Source organism: Lysobacter sp. S4-A87 (assembly GCF_022637455.1).
In the GTDB taxonomy this organism is placed as follows: Bacteria; Pseudomonadota; Gammaproteobacteria; order Xanthomonadales; family Xanthomonadaceae; genus Lysobacter_J.
The window spans coordinates 3,734,458-3,750,754 of sequence record NZ_CP093341.1 but is presented as its reverse complement, the minus strand read 5'-3'; the positions used below and the strand labels follow the sequence as shown (position 1 = coordinate 3,750,754).

Annotated in this window: 15 protein-coding genes; 6 read left to right on the top strand and 9 right to left on the bottom strand. The window is 68.5% G+C overall.

What is annotated here, in order from left to right; all coding sequences use genetic code 11:
* Positions 1–39: 39 nt before the first annotated feature.
* Both rng and MNR01_RS16895 read right to left on the bottom strand, forming a co-directional pair.
* Positions 40–1,533 carry a ribonuclease G gene (gene rng / locus MNR01_RS16900; protein ID WP_241918873.1) on the bottom strand — a complete coding sequence of 498 codons (1,494 nt, stop codon included), beginning with the start codon at positions 1,531–1,533 and terminating at the stop codon, positions 40–42.
* The gene (locus tag MNR01_RS16895) at positions 1,530–2,114 is read right to left on the bottom strand and encodes a Maf family nucleotide pyrophosphatase (protein WP_241918872.1); all 585 of its coding nucleotides are present in this window, start codon (positions 2,112–2,114) and stop codon (positions 1,530–1,532) included. The genes rng and MNR01_RS16895 overlap by 4 nt, the downstream gene beginning before the upstream one ends.
* Positions 2,115–2,236: 122 nt before the next feature.
* Between MNR01_RS16895 and MNR01_RS16890 the strand changes: the two genes are divergently transcribed.
* Both MNR01_RS16890 and MNR01_RS16885 read left to right on the top strand, forming a co-directional pair.
* Positions 2,237–3,019: an SIMPL domain-containing protein gene (locus tag MNR01_RS16890; protein ID WP_241918871.1), complete on the top strand. Its 783-nt coding sequence runs from the start codon at positions 2,237–2,239 to the stop codon at positions 3,017–3,019.
* Positions 3,020–3,213: 194 nt separating this feature from the next.
* Positions 3,214–3,891, top strand: coding sequence for an energy transducer TonB (locus MNR01_RS16885; RefSeq protein ID WP_241918870.1), 678 nt, complete (start codon positions 3,214–3,216; stop codon positions 3,889–3,891).
* 163 nt (positions 3,892–4,054) lie between these two features.
* Here the strand turns inward: MNR01_RS16885 and rlmH are convergent, their stop codons facing one another.
* Positions 4,055–4,525, bottom strand: a complete 471-nt coding sequence (rlmH, locus tag MNR01_RS16880; protein ID WP_241918869.1) for a 23S rRNA (pseudouridine(1915)-N(3))-methyltransferase RlmH — start codon at positions 4,523–4,525, stop codon at positions 4,055–4,057.
* 116 nt (positions 4,526–4,641) lie between these two features.
* Between rlmH and MNR01_RS16875 the strand changes: the two genes are divergently transcribed.
* Positions 4,642–6,195: an alkaline phosphatase PhoX gene (locus tag MNR01_RS16875; protein WP_241918868.1), complete on the top strand. Its 1,554-nt coding sequence runs from the start codon at positions 4,642–4,644 to the stop codon at positions 6,193–6,195.
* A gap of 328 nt (positions 6,196–6,523) precedes the next feature.
* On the opposite strand, the gene rsfS is transcribed toward MNR01_RS16875, so the two are convergent.
* The 5 genes from rsfS to leuS form a co-directional block, all read right to left on the bottom strand.
* Positions 6,524–6,955, bottom strand: coding sequence for a ribosome silencing factor (gene rsfS / locus MNR01_RS16870; protein WP_241918867.1), 432 nt, complete (start codon positions 6,953–6,955; stop codon positions 6,524–6,526).
* Between the two features lie 32 nt (positions 6,956–6,987).
* Entirely contained in the window at positions 6,988–7,665 is a 678-nt protein-coding gene (nadD, locus tag MNR01_RS16865) for a nicotinate-nucleotide adenylyltransferase (protein ID WP_241918866.1), read from the bottom strand.
* Between the two features lie 11 nt (positions 7,666–7,676).
* Positions 7,677–8,753 carry a DNA polymerase III subunit delta gene (holA, locus tag MNR01_RS16860; protein WP_241918865.1) on the bottom strand — a complete coding sequence of 359 codons (1,077 nt, stop codon included), beginning with the start codon at positions 8,751–8,753 and terminating at the stop codon, positions 7,677–7,679.
* A gap of 22 nt (positions 8,754–8,775) precedes the next feature.
* Entirely contained in the window at positions 8,776–9,429 is a 654-nt protein-coding gene (lptE, locus tag MNR01_RS16855) for an LPS assembly lipoprotein LptE (protein WP_241918864.1), read from the bottom strand.
* Between the two features lie 123 nt (positions 9,430–9,552).
* Positions 9,553–12,279: a leucine--tRNA ligase gene (gene leuS / locus MNR01_RS16850; protein ID WP_241920664.1), complete on the bottom strand. Its 2,727-nt coding sequence runs from the start codon at positions 12,277–12,279 to the stop codon at positions 9,553–9,555.
* Between the two features lie 280 nt (positions 12,280–12,559).
* Here leuS and MNR01_RS16845 point away from each other — a divergent pair, with 280 nt between their 5' ends.
* The gene (locus tag MNR01_RS16845) at positions 12,560–13,885 is read left to right on the top strand and encodes an amidohydrolase family protein (protein ID WP_241918863.1); all 1,326 of its coding nucleotides are present in this window, start codon (positions 12,560–12,562) and stop codon (positions 13,883–13,885) included.
* A gap of 72 nt (positions 13,886–13,957) precedes the next feature.
* Here MNR01_RS16845 and MNR01_RS16840 read toward each other — a convergent pair whose 3' ends face one another.
* Positions 13,958–14,569, bottom strand: a complete 612-nt coding sequence (locus MNR01_RS16840) for a DUF998 domain-containing protein (RefSeq protein ID WP_241918862.1) — start codon at positions 14,567–14,569, stop codon at positions 13,958–13,960.
* A gap of 126 nt (positions 14,570–14,695) precedes the next feature.
* On the opposite strand from MNR01_RS16840, the gene trxA reads away from it, so the two are divergent.
* On the top strand, positions 14,696–15,568 hold the full coding sequence (gene trxA, locus MNR01_RS16835; protein ID WP_241918861.1) for a thioredoxin: 873 nt from the start codon (positions 14,696–14,698) through the stop codon (positions 15,566–15,568).
* 118 nt (positions 15,569–15,686) lie between these two features.
* Positions 15,687–16,157: a DUF4442 domain-containing protein gene (locus MNR01_RS16830; protein WP_241918860.1), complete on the top strand. Its 471-nt coding sequence runs from the start codon at positions 15,687–15,689 to the stop codon at positions 16,155–16,157.
* The last annotated feature ends 140 nt before the right edge of the window (positions 16,158–16,297 follow it).

Sequence of the window (16,297 nt, the reverse complement as noted above, 5' to 3'; positions counted from 1 at the left end):
CTAGCGTTGCCCGTCGTCCACTGCCGACCCAGGCACTTGTCAGAGCAGGACAACATCAAACTGCTCCTGCGCGTACTGGTCGTCGGCCTGGAAGCGGATCGACTTGGCAAGGAACTCTTCGAGCTCGGCCACCGCCGCCGACTCCTCGTCGGTGATGCGGGCGACCACTTTCGGCGAGGCGATCACCAGCAGCCGTTGCGCGTCGAACTGGCGCACCTGGCGGACGATGTCGCGGAATATCTCGTACGTCACCGTTTCCGGCGTCTTCAGCGTGCCGCGCCCGCCGCACTCGTGGCACGCCTCCGACAGCTGGCGCTCCAGGCTTTCGGTGGTGCGCTTGCGCGTCATCTCGACCAGGCCCAGCGGCGAGAACTCGTACACCGTGGTCTTGGCGTGGTCGCGCGCCAGCGACTTTTCCAACTGCCGCAGCACCTGGCGCTTGTGCTCGGAATCGGTCATGTCGATGAAGTCGATGATGATGATGCCGCCGAGGTTGCGCAGGCGCAGCTGGCGTGCCACCGACTGCGCCGCCTCGAGGTTGGTGCGGTACACCGTTTCCTCCAGGTTGCGCTGGCCGAGGAAGGAACCGGTATTGATGTCGACCGTGGTCATCGCCTCGGTCTGGTCGATCACCAGATAGCCGCCGGACTTCAGCGGCACTTCCTTGTCCAGTGCGCGCTGGATCTCGTCCTCGACGCCGTACAGGTCGAAGATCGGGCGGGCACCGGTGTAATGCTCGATCTTCTCGTCCAGGCCGGGCATGTACTGCGCCGCGAACACGCGCAGGCGCTCGCAGGTCTCGCGCGAGTCCACGCGCACCTTCTCGACGTCCTTGCGCATCAGGTCGCGCACCGCGCGCAGCGGCAGGTTCAGGTCTTCATACACGCGCTCGCCGACGCGGGCGCTGCGCGAGCGCTCCTCGATCAGGCCCCAGACCCGGCCCAGGTAGGCCACGTCCTCGGCCAGCTGTTCCTCCGGCTGGCCTTCGGCGTTGGTGCGCACGATGTAGCCGTGGCTGTCGCCGGACGGCGCCAGCGAGGTGATGTGCGATTTCAGGCGGGCACGCTCGGCCTCGTCCTCGATGCGCGCCGACACGCCGACCACGCGCGTGCGCGGCAGCAGCACCAGGTAGCGCGAGGGAATGCTCAGCTGGGTGGTGAGTCGCGCGCCCTTGCTGCCGATCGGGTCCTTGACCACCTGAACGATGATGTCCTGGCCCTCGCGCAGCAGCTCGGCGATCGGCCGCGTCGGCGTCGGCGGCAGGGGGGCCTCCTCGCCTTCGCTGGCGCCTTCGGCGACCGGCACCGGCTTGACGATGTCGGCCGCGTGCAGGAACGCCGCGCGCTCCAGCCCGATCTCGACAAACGCCGCCTGCATGCCCGGCATGACCCGCTGGACCTTGCCCTTGTAGATGTTGCCGACGACACCGCGGCGCCAGCCGCGTTCGATGTGCAGTTCCTGGAGCATGCCGTTTTCGACGACGGCAACGCGGGTTTCGCGGGGCGTAACGTTGACCAGTATTTCTTCGGTCACTTCAACACTCCGAACTGGCGCAGCAAGGTGGCAGTTTCGTACAGCGGCAATCCCATCACGCCCGAGTAGCTGCCGGACAGGCGCGTGGTGAACGCTTCGGCCAGTCCCTGGATCGCGTACGCGCCCGCGCGCCCGTGCGGCTCGCCGCTGGCAACGTAGTCGTCGATCTGCGACTGGCTGAGCTGGGCGAAGGTGACTTCGGAAACCGAGACGGCCTGCGCCTCGCGCGACGGCGAAACCAGCGACACTGCCGAGATCACCTGGTGGGTGCGTCCGGAGAGCCTGCGCAGCATCGCCGCGGCATCGGCATCGTCGGCCGGCTTGCCGAACACTTCATCGTCGAGCACGACCTCGGTGTCGGAGCCGAGCACGACCGCGCTGGGGTTGCCCACCACCCTGAGCAGGCCGGCTCCGGCCTTCTCGCGGGCGACGCGGCGCACGTAGGATTCGGCCGGCTCGCCGGGCTGCGGGTGCTCGGGGATGTCGAGGTCGAGCACGCCGAACTCCAGGCCGGGCTGGCTCGACAGGAGCCGGCCCAGCAACTCGTGCCGGCGGGGGGATTTGGAGGCGAGGTAAAGCATCTGCGAAAGCATAACCCGCGCTGACTGCGCGGCAGCGCGCGCAACCTCATTCAACCCCGACCGGGCTCACGAATCGTTCACTGCACCATCCAGACCCTACCCCCAACCCCAAGGAGTCGTTCATGTCCCAGCTGTCCACCCGGATGAAGTCCACGCCGACCAAGTCTTCCCGCCTCGCCCTGCGGCCGCTCGTGCTGGCCGCCGCCCTCGCCTTCGGAGCCATCCCCGCCGTGAGTCCCGCCCAGACCACACCGTACGTTGCGACCGACGGAACCCTGCTGTCGGTGTCGGCCCAGGCCGAGACCCGCCGCGCACCGGACATCGCCACCCTTTCCACCGGCGTGGTGACCCAGGCCGCCGACGCCAATTCGGCCATGCGCGCCAATGCCGAGCAGATGACCAAGGTGGTTTCGGCAATCAAGGCCGCCGGCATTGCCGAACGCGACATCCAGACCAGCGGCGTCAACCTCAACCCGCAGTACAAGTACGGCGAGAACCAGCCGCCGACGATCACCGGCTACCAGGCCCAGAACACCGTCAACATCACCGTCCGCGACATCGGCAAGCTCGGCAAGATCATGGATGCGCTGGCCGCCACCGGCGCCAACCAGATCAACGGCCCGACTTTCGACATCGACGAGGCGAACAAGGGCGAGGCCTACGACGAGGCGCGCCGTGCCGCGGTCGAGAAGGCGCAGACCCGCGCGCAGATGTACGCCAAGACGTTGGGCCTGAAGGTCCGCCGCATCGTCAGCATCAGCGAGGGCGGCAGTTTCGCGCCGCCGCGGCCGATGCCGATGATGGCGATGGCCCGCGGCAAGGAAGCCTTTGACAGCACGCCGATCGCCGCGGGCGAGAACACTCTGTCGGTCAGCCTCGACATCGTCTTCGAACTGGGCAACTGACCCCGGCGCGCGCCGGCACGCTGTACCCATCGGGCCCGCCGCGAGCGGGCCCGATCTTTGTACTTCAGACCCGCCGCGAGCGGGCCCGATCTTTGTACTTCAGGCCCGCCGCGAGCGGGCCCGTTCTTTTCTGCAACCCCGTCGTCGCCACTGGTGCGTTTGCCGCAAATGCAGACCACACCAGGAGGCACGCCATGTCGAATGCCATTGCCCTGCGTCACCAGGCCGGTTCGTTCCACGCCCCCGAACTCGACGGCAGCCGGATCGCTGCCGGCGCCGGCGCGATCGCCGTCAATGCGGTGATCGCCATGCTGCTGATGGTGCCGCTGGCGGATTACACGCCGCCGGTGGAGGAAACCGCCATCCAGGTCATCGAGATCCTGCCGCGCAAAATGGTCGAGACGCCGCCGCCCGAGAAGGTGACGATCGAACGGACGCCGCCCCAGCCCACGTCCACGTCATCGCAACGACTGGCGCCGGCGGACGTTGCCGTTACCGAAGCCGTGGTCGACGCCCAGCCGGGTGATGAAGCGTTGCCGCCGCTGGATCGCGGCACTCCGGACGGGTCGGTGGGCGAGCCGGCGCAGCCGGCCAGCGCGTCGGTGTTGCAGGCGTTGTCGGCACCCGCGCCGGCCTACCCGCGCGAGGCTGTGCGGCAGGGCCTGGTGGGCACGGTCGAGCTGGAGATACTGGTCGGCATCGACGGCCGTCCGCTGGAAGTGCGCGTGGTCCGCAGCAGCGGCCATCGCGCCCTCGATCAGGCGGCCAGGCGTGCGGTGCTGACGCAGTGGACGTTCCAGCCGGCGTTCCGCGATGGCCAGGCGGTGCAGGCGCTGGGGCGCGTGCCGATCGAGTTCAAGCTGGATCGTTGAGCGCGGTGCCCCGGGTGCGGCCTGCGGCCTTACCCGGGCTACTCCATTTGGGTGGGCCCCGGGTGCGGCCTGCGGCCTTACCCGGGCTACGTGGGTCTGTGTTGCGTGGATCCGCGGCGGGTCTGTGTAGCCCGGGTAAGCGGAGCGCACGGGGAAGTGCGCGTCAGGCGCGGTGATACGGATGGTTCGCCAGCAACGCCGCCGCCCGATACAACTGCTCGGCGGCGACCAGGCGCACCAGCATGTGCGGCAGCGTCAGCGGCCCAAGCGACCACGATTCGTCACCGCGCGCGATCACGTCCGGCGCATGCCCTTCAGGACCACCGATCAGTAAAGCCAGATCGCGACCCTGCCCTCGCCAATGCTCCAGCCGCTGCGCCAGCTGCTCGGACGACCAGGTGCGGCCGCGACCATCGAGGGTGACCACGCAGGCATTCTTCGGCAACGCGGCCAGCACGCGTGCGCCTTCGTCCTGGGTTGCGCGCGCGGCATCGCGGCCCTTGCCGCGCAGGCCGGGTTCGATCTCGACCAGCTCCAGCGGAAGCCAGTGCGACAGGCGCTTTTGATACTCGCCGAAACCCTCGGCCACCCAGCGTGGGGCACGTTCACCGACGGCGATCAGTTTCGCTTTCATCTGCGTGAATGTTACCGGTAGCGCGTCACGTTCCGGCGGACTGACTTGGCGGTGTCATCGTCCGGCCACGCCGGGCACCTAGGTTGCAGGCTCCCCCAGCCCCGCAGGAGCCGCAGATGAATGCGTTGGATCTCTCCCGCCGCCAGGTCCTCAAAGGTGGCGCCGCCGCCATGGCGGTTGGCGCCATGGGCAGCCTTGGCGCGTTGTACTCGCGTCAGGCGCTGGCCGCCGGCGACCCTACCCGACTTGCCCCGATTCCCGGCCGCTACGGCCCGCTCGCGCCGGTCGCCGACCGCGCCACCGGCCTGCCGCTGCTGCAGTTGCCGCGCGGCTTCAGTTATCGCTCCTTCGGTTGGAGCGGCGATGTGATGAGCGATGGCCAACCCTGCCCCGATCGCCACGACGGCATGGCCGTGGTCGGCTTGCGCCGCCCTGGTTCGGGACCGCGCGACAACAGGCACCACCATGGCGGCGACCACGGCCGCGGCCACGAACTCGTGTTGATCCGCAACCACGAACGCGGCGCTGCAACCCCGATCAACGCACCGGGCATGTATGACAGCGGCGACATCGGCGGCGGCCAGGTCGCCGGCGGTGGCACCACGACGATGACCTGGCGCCACGGCGAATGGCGCAGCATCGAGGCCAGCCTCGGCGGCACCCTGGTCAACTGCGCCGGCGGCCCTACTCCCTGGGGCAGTTGGCTGAGCTGCGAGGAAATCAAGACCGATGCAGTGTCGAGCACCGGCAAGAAGCACGGCTACGTCTTCGAAGTGCACGCCGAAGCCGAGCGCACCAGCGGCAGGCCGCTGATCGGCCTGGGCCGCTTCAGCCATGAAGCCGTCGCCATCGATCCGCGCACCGGCGTCGTCTACCTGACCGAGGACGACCGCAACAAGGCCGGCCTGTATCGCTTCATCCCCAACGACCGCGCCGGCCGTTACGGCTCGCTCGAACACGGCGGCCGCCTGCAGGCCGCGCGCGTGCGTCGCCAGCCCAACGCCGACCTCACCGTCGCGGCGATCGGCGACGAGTACGCACTGGAATGGGTCGACATCCCCGATCCGGACCTGGACAGCATCGCCGCCCCGTCCGGCTTCCCCGACATTTCCGCAGGCGAGACCCTCAGCGGCCCGTTCGCACAGGCCTGGAGCGCGGGCGCGCTGCGCATGAGTCGCGGCGAAGGCATCTGGCACAGCTACGGCAAGATGTTCATCGTCGACACCAGCACCGGCGTCGACGCACAGGGCCGCAAGGGCCGCGGCAACGGCGCGGTGTGGGTGCTCGACCTGCTCACCCAGCGCATGCGCGCACTGTTCGTCAGCGGCAACCAGCTGGCCGCGCACAATCCCGACAACATCACGGTGAGCGGCCGCGGCGGCGTACTGCTGTGCGAGGACGGCGGCGAAAGCCCGGACCAGTACGGCCCCGGTGCAAGACTGATCGGGCTGACCCGGCAGGGCGAGTCGTTCTACTTCTGCAAAAACAACATCGAACTGACTTCGACCCAGATCAGCAATGCCGGCAAGGTCATTCCCGAAGGCGATTACCGCGACAGCGAATTCTGCGGCGCATGCTGGGATCCTTTCAGCCAGACGCTGTTCGTCAACATCCAGACGCCTGGGATCACGGTGGCGATCACGGGGCCGTGGGAGCGCGGGCACCTTTGACCGCCGTGGCCCGGGTAAGCGCAGCGCACCCGGGTTCCGACGCGCATCAACCCCGGTTGCGCTGCGCTTACCCGGGCTACGTGCCAACGAAGACCAGGCAGTGAATTGCCGAAGCGTTGTCCGACGGGCCGGGGATTGCGCAGCAGCGGGCCATGGATGGCCCGCGCCCCGCATTCGGACAGGATGTCCGATTAAGGGGCGGAGCAATCCCCGGCCCGGCGGACAACGCCGCACCGACGGCAACGGCGATGACGACGCCAACCCCGTCAGCACAAATGAAAACGGCGCCGCAAGGCGCCGTCATTCATGGACGAAGGAAAGCTGCGACTCAGCGCCGCCGGCCGTAACCGACCTCGTATTCCTCGTCCTCTTCCATGCCCGGCGGCTGGTCGCCAACCGTCCACAGACGCTCAAGCGCATAGAACTCGCGAACGCGCGGCAGCATCACATGGACGACGACATCGCCCAGATCGACCAGCACCCATTCGGCTTCGCGCTCGCCTTCCACGCCCAGCGGCTGGACGTCCAGGTTCTTGGCGAACTTGACCACTTCGTTGGCGATCGACTTGACATGGCGCGTCGAGGTACCCGAAGCGATCACCATGTAATCGGTGACGCTGCTCTTGCCGCGCACATCGATCTCGACGACATCCTTGGCCTTCAGTTCCTCGACCGCGGCGTGGACCGTCTTGAGCAGGAGATCTACCGGCGGCGGCGGGTCGGGCAAGCGGGTCTTGATGACTTGTGCTTCGGTACTCAAGGGGCAATGGTCTCGGCGCGGGGTTATGAAGATTATAACGGAGCGGGTGTGACGTCCCGGACGGCATACAGCCCGTGACGGCGGATGTACTCGGCCACCGCGGCCGGCACCCAGTCCTGCCAGGCCTCGCCAGCGGCGATCCGGCGGCGCAGCTCGGTGGATGACTCGGGGCGCTGCACGCCCAGTTCGAACGCCGCGAAGCCGCCTGCAGGGGCTTGCGAGAGTTCAGTGGCCTCGCGCCAGCGCGAAACCACCTCGGCATGGACCCGCGGCGACTGCTCACCGATCGTGGCCACGTCCAGGTGCGATCCCGGCCGTGCCACGGCCAGGACGTGCGCGAATTCGAACAGTTCCTGCCAGCGGTGCCAGGTGTGCAACTGCAGCAGCGAATCGCCGCCGAGCATCCACACGATCGGCGCACCCGGGCCCAGCTCCTGGCGCAGCTCGCGCAGGGTGTCGACCGTATAGGACGGCCCTTCCCGGCGCAGCTCCCTGCGATCGACCTTGAGCCCCGCCTCCCCGGCCAGCGCCAGGTCGAGCATGCGCGCACGCGCCCAGGCATCGGCGTGGGTCGCGTCCTTGTGCGGCGGGTCGGCCGCGGGGATCAGGTGCACCTGCGCCGCCAGCGCGTCACGGACGGCGCAGGCCACCGCCAGGTGGCCGCAATGGACCGGGTCGAAGGTGCCGCCGTAGTAGATCCGCAGCGTCATGGCCCGGGGACTCAGCCGCGCGGAGCCGAGAGCAGCTTTGCCGCGCGCGGCTCCGCCACGGCCAGCAGCAGTCGTTCGAGCGCGAGCCAGGCGTCGGTCGGCTCCTCGCCGATGCGTCCGCGTCCCTTGGCGATGCGGTCGACGCGGCCGGCTTCGGCCACGAACGCGTCCCAGCGCGGCGCGGCATGGCGCTGCAGCGCGCGCCGGTACATTGGCTGCTTGGAATCCCAGATCCGCTGCGCCTTGAATTCGTTGGCCAGATTGCCGCCCTTTGCCTGCACACGGGCCAGCGCTGCGGCGCGTTGCAGCTCCATCACCACCATGCCCAGCAGCGCCGGTACCGCCTCGCCCTCGGCACGCAGTCCGGCGAGCATGTGCGCGACCTGCGCGCCGCTGCCGTTCATCGCCGCGTCGACCAGGCGGAACACGTCGTAGCGCGCGGCGTCCGCGACCAGGGCGGTGATCTTCGCGCTGTCGAGGGTGCTGCCATCGGACAGCAGGGCGAGCTTGTCGATCTCCTGGGCAGCGGCCAGCAGATTGCCCTCGACGCGATCGGCGAGATTCTGCACGGCATCGCGATCGGCACGCAGGCCGTGCTGGCGAAGGCGGCGCTCGATCCAGTCCGGCAATTCGTGCGGCTTGACCGCCCAGGCGACGGCGACCAGGCCGATGCGGCCGATCGCTTCGCTCCACTTGCCGCCGTGCTGCTTGCTCCACTCGCCGGCGGTGACCATCAGGACCACGTCCATCGGCGGATCGGCGCAGAAATCGCTGATGACCTCGGCGCCTTCCTTGCCCGGCTTGCCACTGGGCAGGCGCACTTCGACCAGGCGCCGGCTGGCGAACAGGCTCGGCGCGCGGAAGCTGGCGGACAGGCCATTCCAGTCCGGCTCGCGCTGGTTTCCCTCGGCTTCGAAGACTTCGCGTTCGGCGATGCCCTGGCGGCGCGCGGCGGCGCGCACCGCATCAGCGGCTTCGAGCACGCGCAGCGGTTCCGGGCCGGCAATCAGGTAGGCCGGGCGCAGCGGCGGCGGCGTGGCCTGGTCGAGGCCAAGCTGGGCGACCAGCTGTTCCGGTTTCAGTTCCATTTCAGCGGCGCGGGCTGCGCGTTCAGCGCGGCGTGTCGCCGCCGCCCTCTGTCGGAGTGGCCGCTGCGGCGGGCGCCGGCGTCCCTTCGGCAGACGGTACGGGTGTCGTTACCGGTGTCGGTGCCGGCGTCGTCGCCGGAACCTCGACCGTGTGACGGGCAACGGCATCGAGGCGGCGCAGCACCGAAGCCACCATCTCGCGGCGCATTTCACCCTGCAGGATCTCGCGCTCGCCTTCGGTACCGATCGACTGCACCGGGTTGGACACGTAGTCGCGCGCCAGCTCGATGGTCTGGCGCGGCACCGGTGTTGAACCGTCGGGTTTGCGCACTTCGAACGTCACCGCATAGCGCAGCGAGTACTCCTGAGCGCGGCCGAGTTCGTCGAGCGCGATCGGGCGGTCGCCCCACTGCTCGCCGAGCAGGTCGAGCACGGTGGCCTCGTCGGTGTCCTCGGTGGCCGGCGTGGCACCGGCGCGGGTCAACGCGTCCGCCAGCGATTCGGCCAACGGGCTGTATCGGTCTGCCGACACCACGCGGACCGGACCCATGTCGGGCGGCAACACGAGGGCACTGCGCAAATGGAAGCCGCAAGCCGACACGGCCAGGGTGATGGCCAGCGCGGCGCTGGCGGGGACCAGGCGACGGATCGAGTGACGGATCGAGGGACGGATCATGCGGGCAGTCTGGACGAGGCGTGGGTGGCCATCAATAGCGGGCGACGGCTCGTTCAGCCAGTGACGACGGGCGGCCCTCACCCCAACCCCTCTCCCGCGAGCGGGAGAGGGCTTTGGCATGGGCTAGCCGGCAACGATATTTACGATCTTGCCGGGCACGACGATCACCTTGCGCACCGCCAGGCCTTCCATGTACTTGGCCACGTTCGGTTCGGCCAGGGCGAGGCGCTCGGCTTCTTCCTTGCTGATGTTCACCGGCACGTCGATGGTGCCGCGCAGCTTGCCGTTGACCTGCACCGCCAGCGTCACCGCATCGCGCACCAGCGCAGCCGGATCGGCGACCGGGAACGGCACGTCCTCCAGCAGCGTCTCGGCATGGCCCAGTGCCTGCCACAGCGCGTGGCAGACGTGCGGCGTGACCGGGTTGAGCAACAGCACCATCGCCTGCAGCGCTTCATGGCGCACGGCACGGCCCTGGTCGCTCATGTCGTCGAACCTGGAGACATGGTTGAGCAGTTCCATCAGCGCCGCGATGGCGGTGTTGAAGCTGTGGCGGCGGCCGTAGTCGTCGCCGACCTTCTGGATGGCTTCGTGCAGCTGGCGGCGCAGGGTCTTCTGCGCAGCGTCAAGCTGCGCCACGTCGACCTGCGGATGATCCGGCTGGGAGACGTGCTCGAGCACTTCGCGCCAGAAGCGGCGCAGGAAGCGCGACATGCCTTCAACGCCCGCCTCGTTCCATTCCAGGGACTGCTCCGGGGGCGCGGCGAACATCGAGAACAGGCGCACCGTGTCGGCGCCGTACTTGCCGACCATCAGCTGCGGGTCGACGCCGTTGTTCTTCGACTTCGACATCTTCTCGGTGCCGCCGATCACCACCGGCTTGCCGTCGGCCTTCAGCGTGGCGCCGGTGATGCGACCGCGCTCGTCGCGGATCACTTCGACGTCGGCCGGGTTGATCCAGTCCTTGGAACCGTCGGCGTTGTCGCGATAGAACGTCTCGGCGATCACCATGCCCTGGGTGAGCAGGTTGATCGCCGGCTCGTCGCTGGCAACCAGGCCCTGGTCGCGCATGAGCTTGTGGTAGAAGCGGAAGTACAGCAGGTGCAGGATCGCGTGCTCGATGCCGCCGATGTACTGGTCGACCGGCGTCCAGTACTTGGCACGCTCGTCTACCTGCTGCTCCGCGCCGGGCGAGGTATAGCGCGCGTAGTACCAGCTCGACTCCATGAAGGTGTCGAAGGTGTCGGTCTCGCGCTCGGCCGCGCCGCCGCATTGCGGGCAGGTGGTCTGGCGCCAGGTCGGATCGGACTTGATCGGCGAGGCCACGCCGCTGAAGGCGACGTCTTCGGGCAGCACCACCGGCAGCTGGTCTTCCGGCACGGGCACGTCGCCGCACTTGCCGCACAGGATCACCGGGATCGGGCAACCCCAGTAGCGCTGGCGGCTCACGCCCCAGTCGCGCAGGCGGAAATTGACGCGGCGCTGGCCGCTGCCTTCGCCTTCGAAGCGGGTCGCCAGCGCATCGAGTGCCTGCTGGAATTCCATGCCGTCGAACTCGCCGGAATTTACCAGCCAGCCGCGCTCGGTGTAGGCCGATTCCTCGGCGATGCGACGCTGGAACTCCTCCACCACCTGGACCGCGGCCGAGGTCTCGTAGACATCGACCGCGCCGGCGCCGCCGAGCGCACTGCGCATCGGGTCGTCGTGGCGGGCCAGGTGCTGGCCGATCTCGGCCAGCGCGTCGCGCACTTCGGCCGGAACGATCACCATGCGGATCGGCAGCGCGTAACGCTGGGCGAATTCCCAGTCGCGCTGATCGTGCGCGGGCACGGCCATGACCGCGCCGGTGCCGTAGTTCATCAGCACGAAGTTGGCGACGAACACCGGCAGCTCCTCGCCGGTGATCGGATGGATGGCACGCAGGCCGGTGTCGCGGCCGCGCTTTTCCTGGGTCTCCAGCTCGGCTTCGGTGACGCCGCCCTTCTTGAGGTCGGCCAGGAATTCTGCCAGTCCGGCATCCTGCTGCGCCGCCGCCAATGCCAGCGGGTGCTCGCCGGCGATGGAGACGAACGTGACGCCCATCAGCGTGTCCGGGCGCGTGGTGAACACGCTGAGCGGTGCAACGGCGTTGCCGTCGCCATCACGCACGCCGAAGCGGATCTCCAGCCCTTCGCTGCGGCCGATCCAGTTTCGCTGCATGGTCTTGACCGCATCCGGCCAGCCCGGCAATGCGTCCAGGCCGTCGAGCAGTTCCTGCGCGTAATCGGTGATCTTGAGGAACCATTGCGGGATCTCGCGCTTTTCCACCAGCGCGCCGGTGCGCCAGCCGCGGCCGTCGACGACCTGCTCGTTGGCCAGCACGGTCTGGTCGACCGGATCCCAGTTCACCACCGAGTTCTTGCGGTAGGCCAGGCCCTTCTTCATCAGGCGCACGAACATGCGCTGCTCGTGCACGTAGTACGACGGCTGGCAGGTGGCGAACTCGCGCGACCAGTCGATCGCATAGCCCATCTGCTTGAGCTGGGCCTTCATGTGGGCGATGTTGGCGTAGGTCCACTTCGCCGGCGCGGTCCTGTTCTTGATCGCGGCGTTCTCGGCCGGCAGGCCGAATGCGTCCCAGCCCATCGGCTGCAGCACGTTGTGGCCGGTCATGCGCTTGAAGCGGCTGATGACGTCGCCGATGGTGTAGTTGCGCACGTGGCCCATGTGCAGCGCGCCCGATGGGTACGGCAGCATCGACAGGCAGTAGTACTTGGGCTTGTCCGAGCGCTCGTCGACCTCGAAGGCGCGGCTGCCGTCCCAGTACCCCTGGGCAGCGGCCTCGATGGCAAGCGGATCGAAGGCCCGGATGTCGGTGGCGTTCGGATCGGCGACGGTTTGAGCGGCTTCGGCGTCAGTGGACACGGGGCAAGGGAAAGCTAGGGGAAGACCGCCAAGCCTACCGCAGTGCACAAATGGCCGCTATTCCGGTGCCGGCGGCATGCGCGCTCTGCATCCGGCCGCCGCCGGCCGCAGCGGGCCGCCGCGGGCCGCCGCATCGTGACCGCCGGCACGGCGCCTTAGACCAATGGCCCAGGAGCCCCGGCGGCCCGCGCGGCTAGAGTAGGCGCTTCATCTGGGGAGATACCGAATGCGCCTGTCCACACTCGTCCTGTCCTTGAGCACCGCCCTGGCCGCTCTGCCGGCCTCTGCCGCCGCCGACAGCTATGCACTGCAATGCGGGCAGTTGTTCGATGCCCGCGCCGGCAAGGTGCTGGGCCCGCACACGATCATCGTGCGTGCCGGCAAGGTCGCCGAGGTGGCTTCTGGCGCCGCCGACAGCGCGGGACTGGAGCGCATCGATCTTTCAGGCCACACCTGTACGCCCGGCTGGACCGACCTGCACGTGCACCTGGGCAACCAGTCCAGCGCGCAGAGCTACTCGGAAGGCTTCCGCCTGGACGAGGTCGATTTCGCCTTCCGCTCCGTCGGCTTCGCCAACAAGACGCTGATGGCCGGCTTCACCAGCGTGCGCGACCTCGGTGGCGAGGTCAGTCCGCACCTGCGCGACGCCATCAACCAGGGCCTGGTCGATGGGCCGCGGATCTGGGCCGCGGGCAAGTCGATCGCCACCACCGGCGGTCACGCCGACCCCACCAATGGCTACAACGACGCCCTGTCGCACCTGATCGGCCCGCCCGGCCCGACCGAGGGCGTGATCAATTCGATCGACGATGCCCGCCAGGCCGTGCGCCAGCGTTACAAGGAAGGCAGCGACGTGATCAAGATCACCGCCACCGGCGGCGTGCTGTCGTATGCCAAGTCCGGCGACGCGCCGCAGTTCACCGTCGAGGAGGTCAAGGCGATCGTCGACACCGCCAAGGACTACGGCTACCGCGTCGCCGCCCACGCCCACGGCGAGGAAGGCATGAAGCGCGCGGTGCTCGGCGGGGTCACCTCGATCGAGCACGGCACCTACATGAGTCCGGAGGTGATGTCGCTGATGAAGCAGCACGGCACCTGGTACGTGCCGACGATCTACGCCGGCCGTTTCGTCGCCGACAAGGCCAAGATCGACGGCTACTTCCCCGAGGTGGTGCGGCCCAAGGCGATCCGCATCGGCGCGCTGATCCAGGACACGGCCAGCAAGGCCTACAAGAACGGCGTCAAGATCGCCTTCGGCACGGACATGGGCGTGGGCCCGCACGGCGACAACGCGCGCGAGTTCATCTACATGACGGAAGCCGGCATCCCGGCGGCGGTGGCGCTGCAGGCAGCGACGATCCGCGCCGCCGAAGTGCTGGGCGTCGACGACCAGGGCGTGATCGAGATCGGCAAGCGCGCGGACATCGTCGCGGTGCCCGGCAATCCGGTCGAGGACATCAGCGCGGTGATGAAGGTCGACTTCGTGATGAAGGATGGCAAGGTCTATCGCCAGCCGGGGTCGCAGCCGGCCGCTGCATCGGCCGCGCTGTAACTACCCTGCCCCTGCCCCTGCGTCCTGGCGCATGCCGGGACGCAGGCCGTGGGCCTCCAGCCCATTTCCCCGTCAGCGACGCCGCGAAGCGCCCCAGACGCACGCCAGCCACAGCGCCAGCAGCACGCGCTGCGCGATCGGCCCCGGCAACCATGTCGCCGGCAAGGCGTTCAGAACGATCGCCAGCAATCCCGCGGTGATGAACAGACCCGCCCAGCTGCGCCAGCCCTGAACGCTGCGCACGCCGAGCCCCAGCAGCACCGCGCCAGGCGCGAACGACAACCACCACAGCAGCCACGCGGTCGCATGCCGCTGGCTGCGGGCATTCTCCAGGTCGGCAGGATCGAGTGGCCACAGCCCCTGCGCCGCGAACGCCAGTGCGGAGATCGCCAGCATCCAGACGCCGATCGCGGCGGTGCGGCCGGCGCCTGCGGGCAAGCGCGCGCGCAGTCGCACGGCCACGCCTGCGGCAAGCAGTCCCGGCACGACGAAGCACAGCAGGTTGAAGGCGACCGCCCCGGGCACACCGCGTGCACCGAGCAGCGCGACCGGGTGCTGCCGATGCGAGAACGGCTCGAACGCCGCGGCGAAGGCGAAAATCGTGCCGGCACAGCACAGCACCGCCAGGGTGCCGGCATGGCGATCGAACAACGCGACGATACGGCTGTGTGCGCTAGGGTTCACGGGGGTCCGGCAGATCGGGGGAGCGGCGCTTCATGCTAGCGTGCCGCCGCCCCGGCGATGCTTGCCAAGCATCCCGCCCGCCCCCATCTCCTGCGACTGTCCACCGAGCCGAGCCGAGCACCGCTGATGACGACTGAAACCGCCCCCGCCTACGTCTTCGACGCCACCGCCGACAACTTCGAGGCGCAAGTACTGCAGAAATCGCTGCAGACGCCGGTGCTGGTCGACTTCTGGGCGGAGTGGTGCGGCCCGTGCAAGACGCTCGGGCCGATCCTGGAGAAGCTGGCCGCCGACTACCACGGCGCCTTCGAGCTGGCCAAGGTCGACGTCGACAAGGAGCCGCAGCTGGCCGGTGCCTTCCAGGTGCGTTCGATCCCGACCGTCTTCCTGGTCAAGGACGGGCAACTGGTCGATGGCTTCCCCGGCGCGCTGCCGGAAGGCCAGATCCGCGAATTCCTCAAGCATCACGGCGTCGAGCCGGGCACCGCTGGCGAGCCGGACGCGGTTGAAGCGCCGGCGCCGGTGCTGGACCCGCACGAGGAAGTGGTGCGCCTGCGCGGCGAAGTCGCCGCCAATGCCGACAATGCCGAGCTGCGCCTGGAGCTGGCCCTGGCCCTGCTCAAGACCGGCGCCGCGCAGGAAGCCGAGCAGCTGCTCGACGGCCTGCCCGCCAACCTGGCCACCGACGACCGCGCCCAGCGCGCGCGTTCGCGCCTGGAGTTCGCCTCGCTGCTCAAGGACGCGCCGCCGGCCGCGGTGCTGGAGGCGTCGATCGCCAGCAATCCCGACGACCTGCGCGCCCGCCACATCCTCGGCGCCCTGCACATCGTCGACGGCAATGCCGAGGCCGGGCTGGAGCAGTTCCTGGAGATGCTGCGGCGCGACCGCACGTACGCCGATGGCCTGCCGCGCAAGGCGCTGATCGATGCCTTCCGGGTGGTCGAGGACGAGGATCTGGTCGGGCGCTATCGCCGCAGGATGTCTTCGCTGCTGTTCTGACGGCTCAAGTGGCCCCACTCCTGGCGGGAGAGGGGCCGGACGCGGCGGGAGAGGCGCAGCGCTTCCTCAATACGCATCCGTATGGCAGGCTATCGGCCCCACCCGCCTCCCCTGCCGAATGAAATCCAGCCACCTGCGCCTCGGCCTGAACCTCTGGCCACCGTTCCTGTTCAGCGGCATCCGCGTCACCGCCCTGGCCGCCGATTACCGCCATGCCCATGTCGAGCTGCGCATGCGCCCCTGGAACCGCAACTACGTCGGCACCCATTTCGGCGGCAGCCTGTTCGCCATGACCGACCCGTTCTGGATGCTGCTGACGATGAACGCCCTGGGCAGCGAGTACTGGGTCTGGGACAAGGCGGCGGAGATCGAATTCGTGAAGCCCGGACGCGGCACGGTCCATGCCGATTTCCGCCTCGACGATCGCACGCTCGTCGAGTTGCGCCAGGCCACCGCCACCGGCGCCAAGACGCTGCGCTGGTTCAACACCGACGTCGTCGACAGCGACGGCGATGTCGTCGCGCGTTTGCGCAAACAGCTCTACGTGCGGCAAAAACCCAAGCATCGGGACGCGCCGGAAGTGCCTTAAAACAAGCGACATTTGCCCTGTTTTCGACCAAAACTGACGCTGTGCGTCATCACATCTGTCTTCACATCCCAGATGTGAGGATGGCGTCGTGAGCTTTGCGAATCTACGGCGTATGCTCCCGTTTCGCGACAGGGGGACGC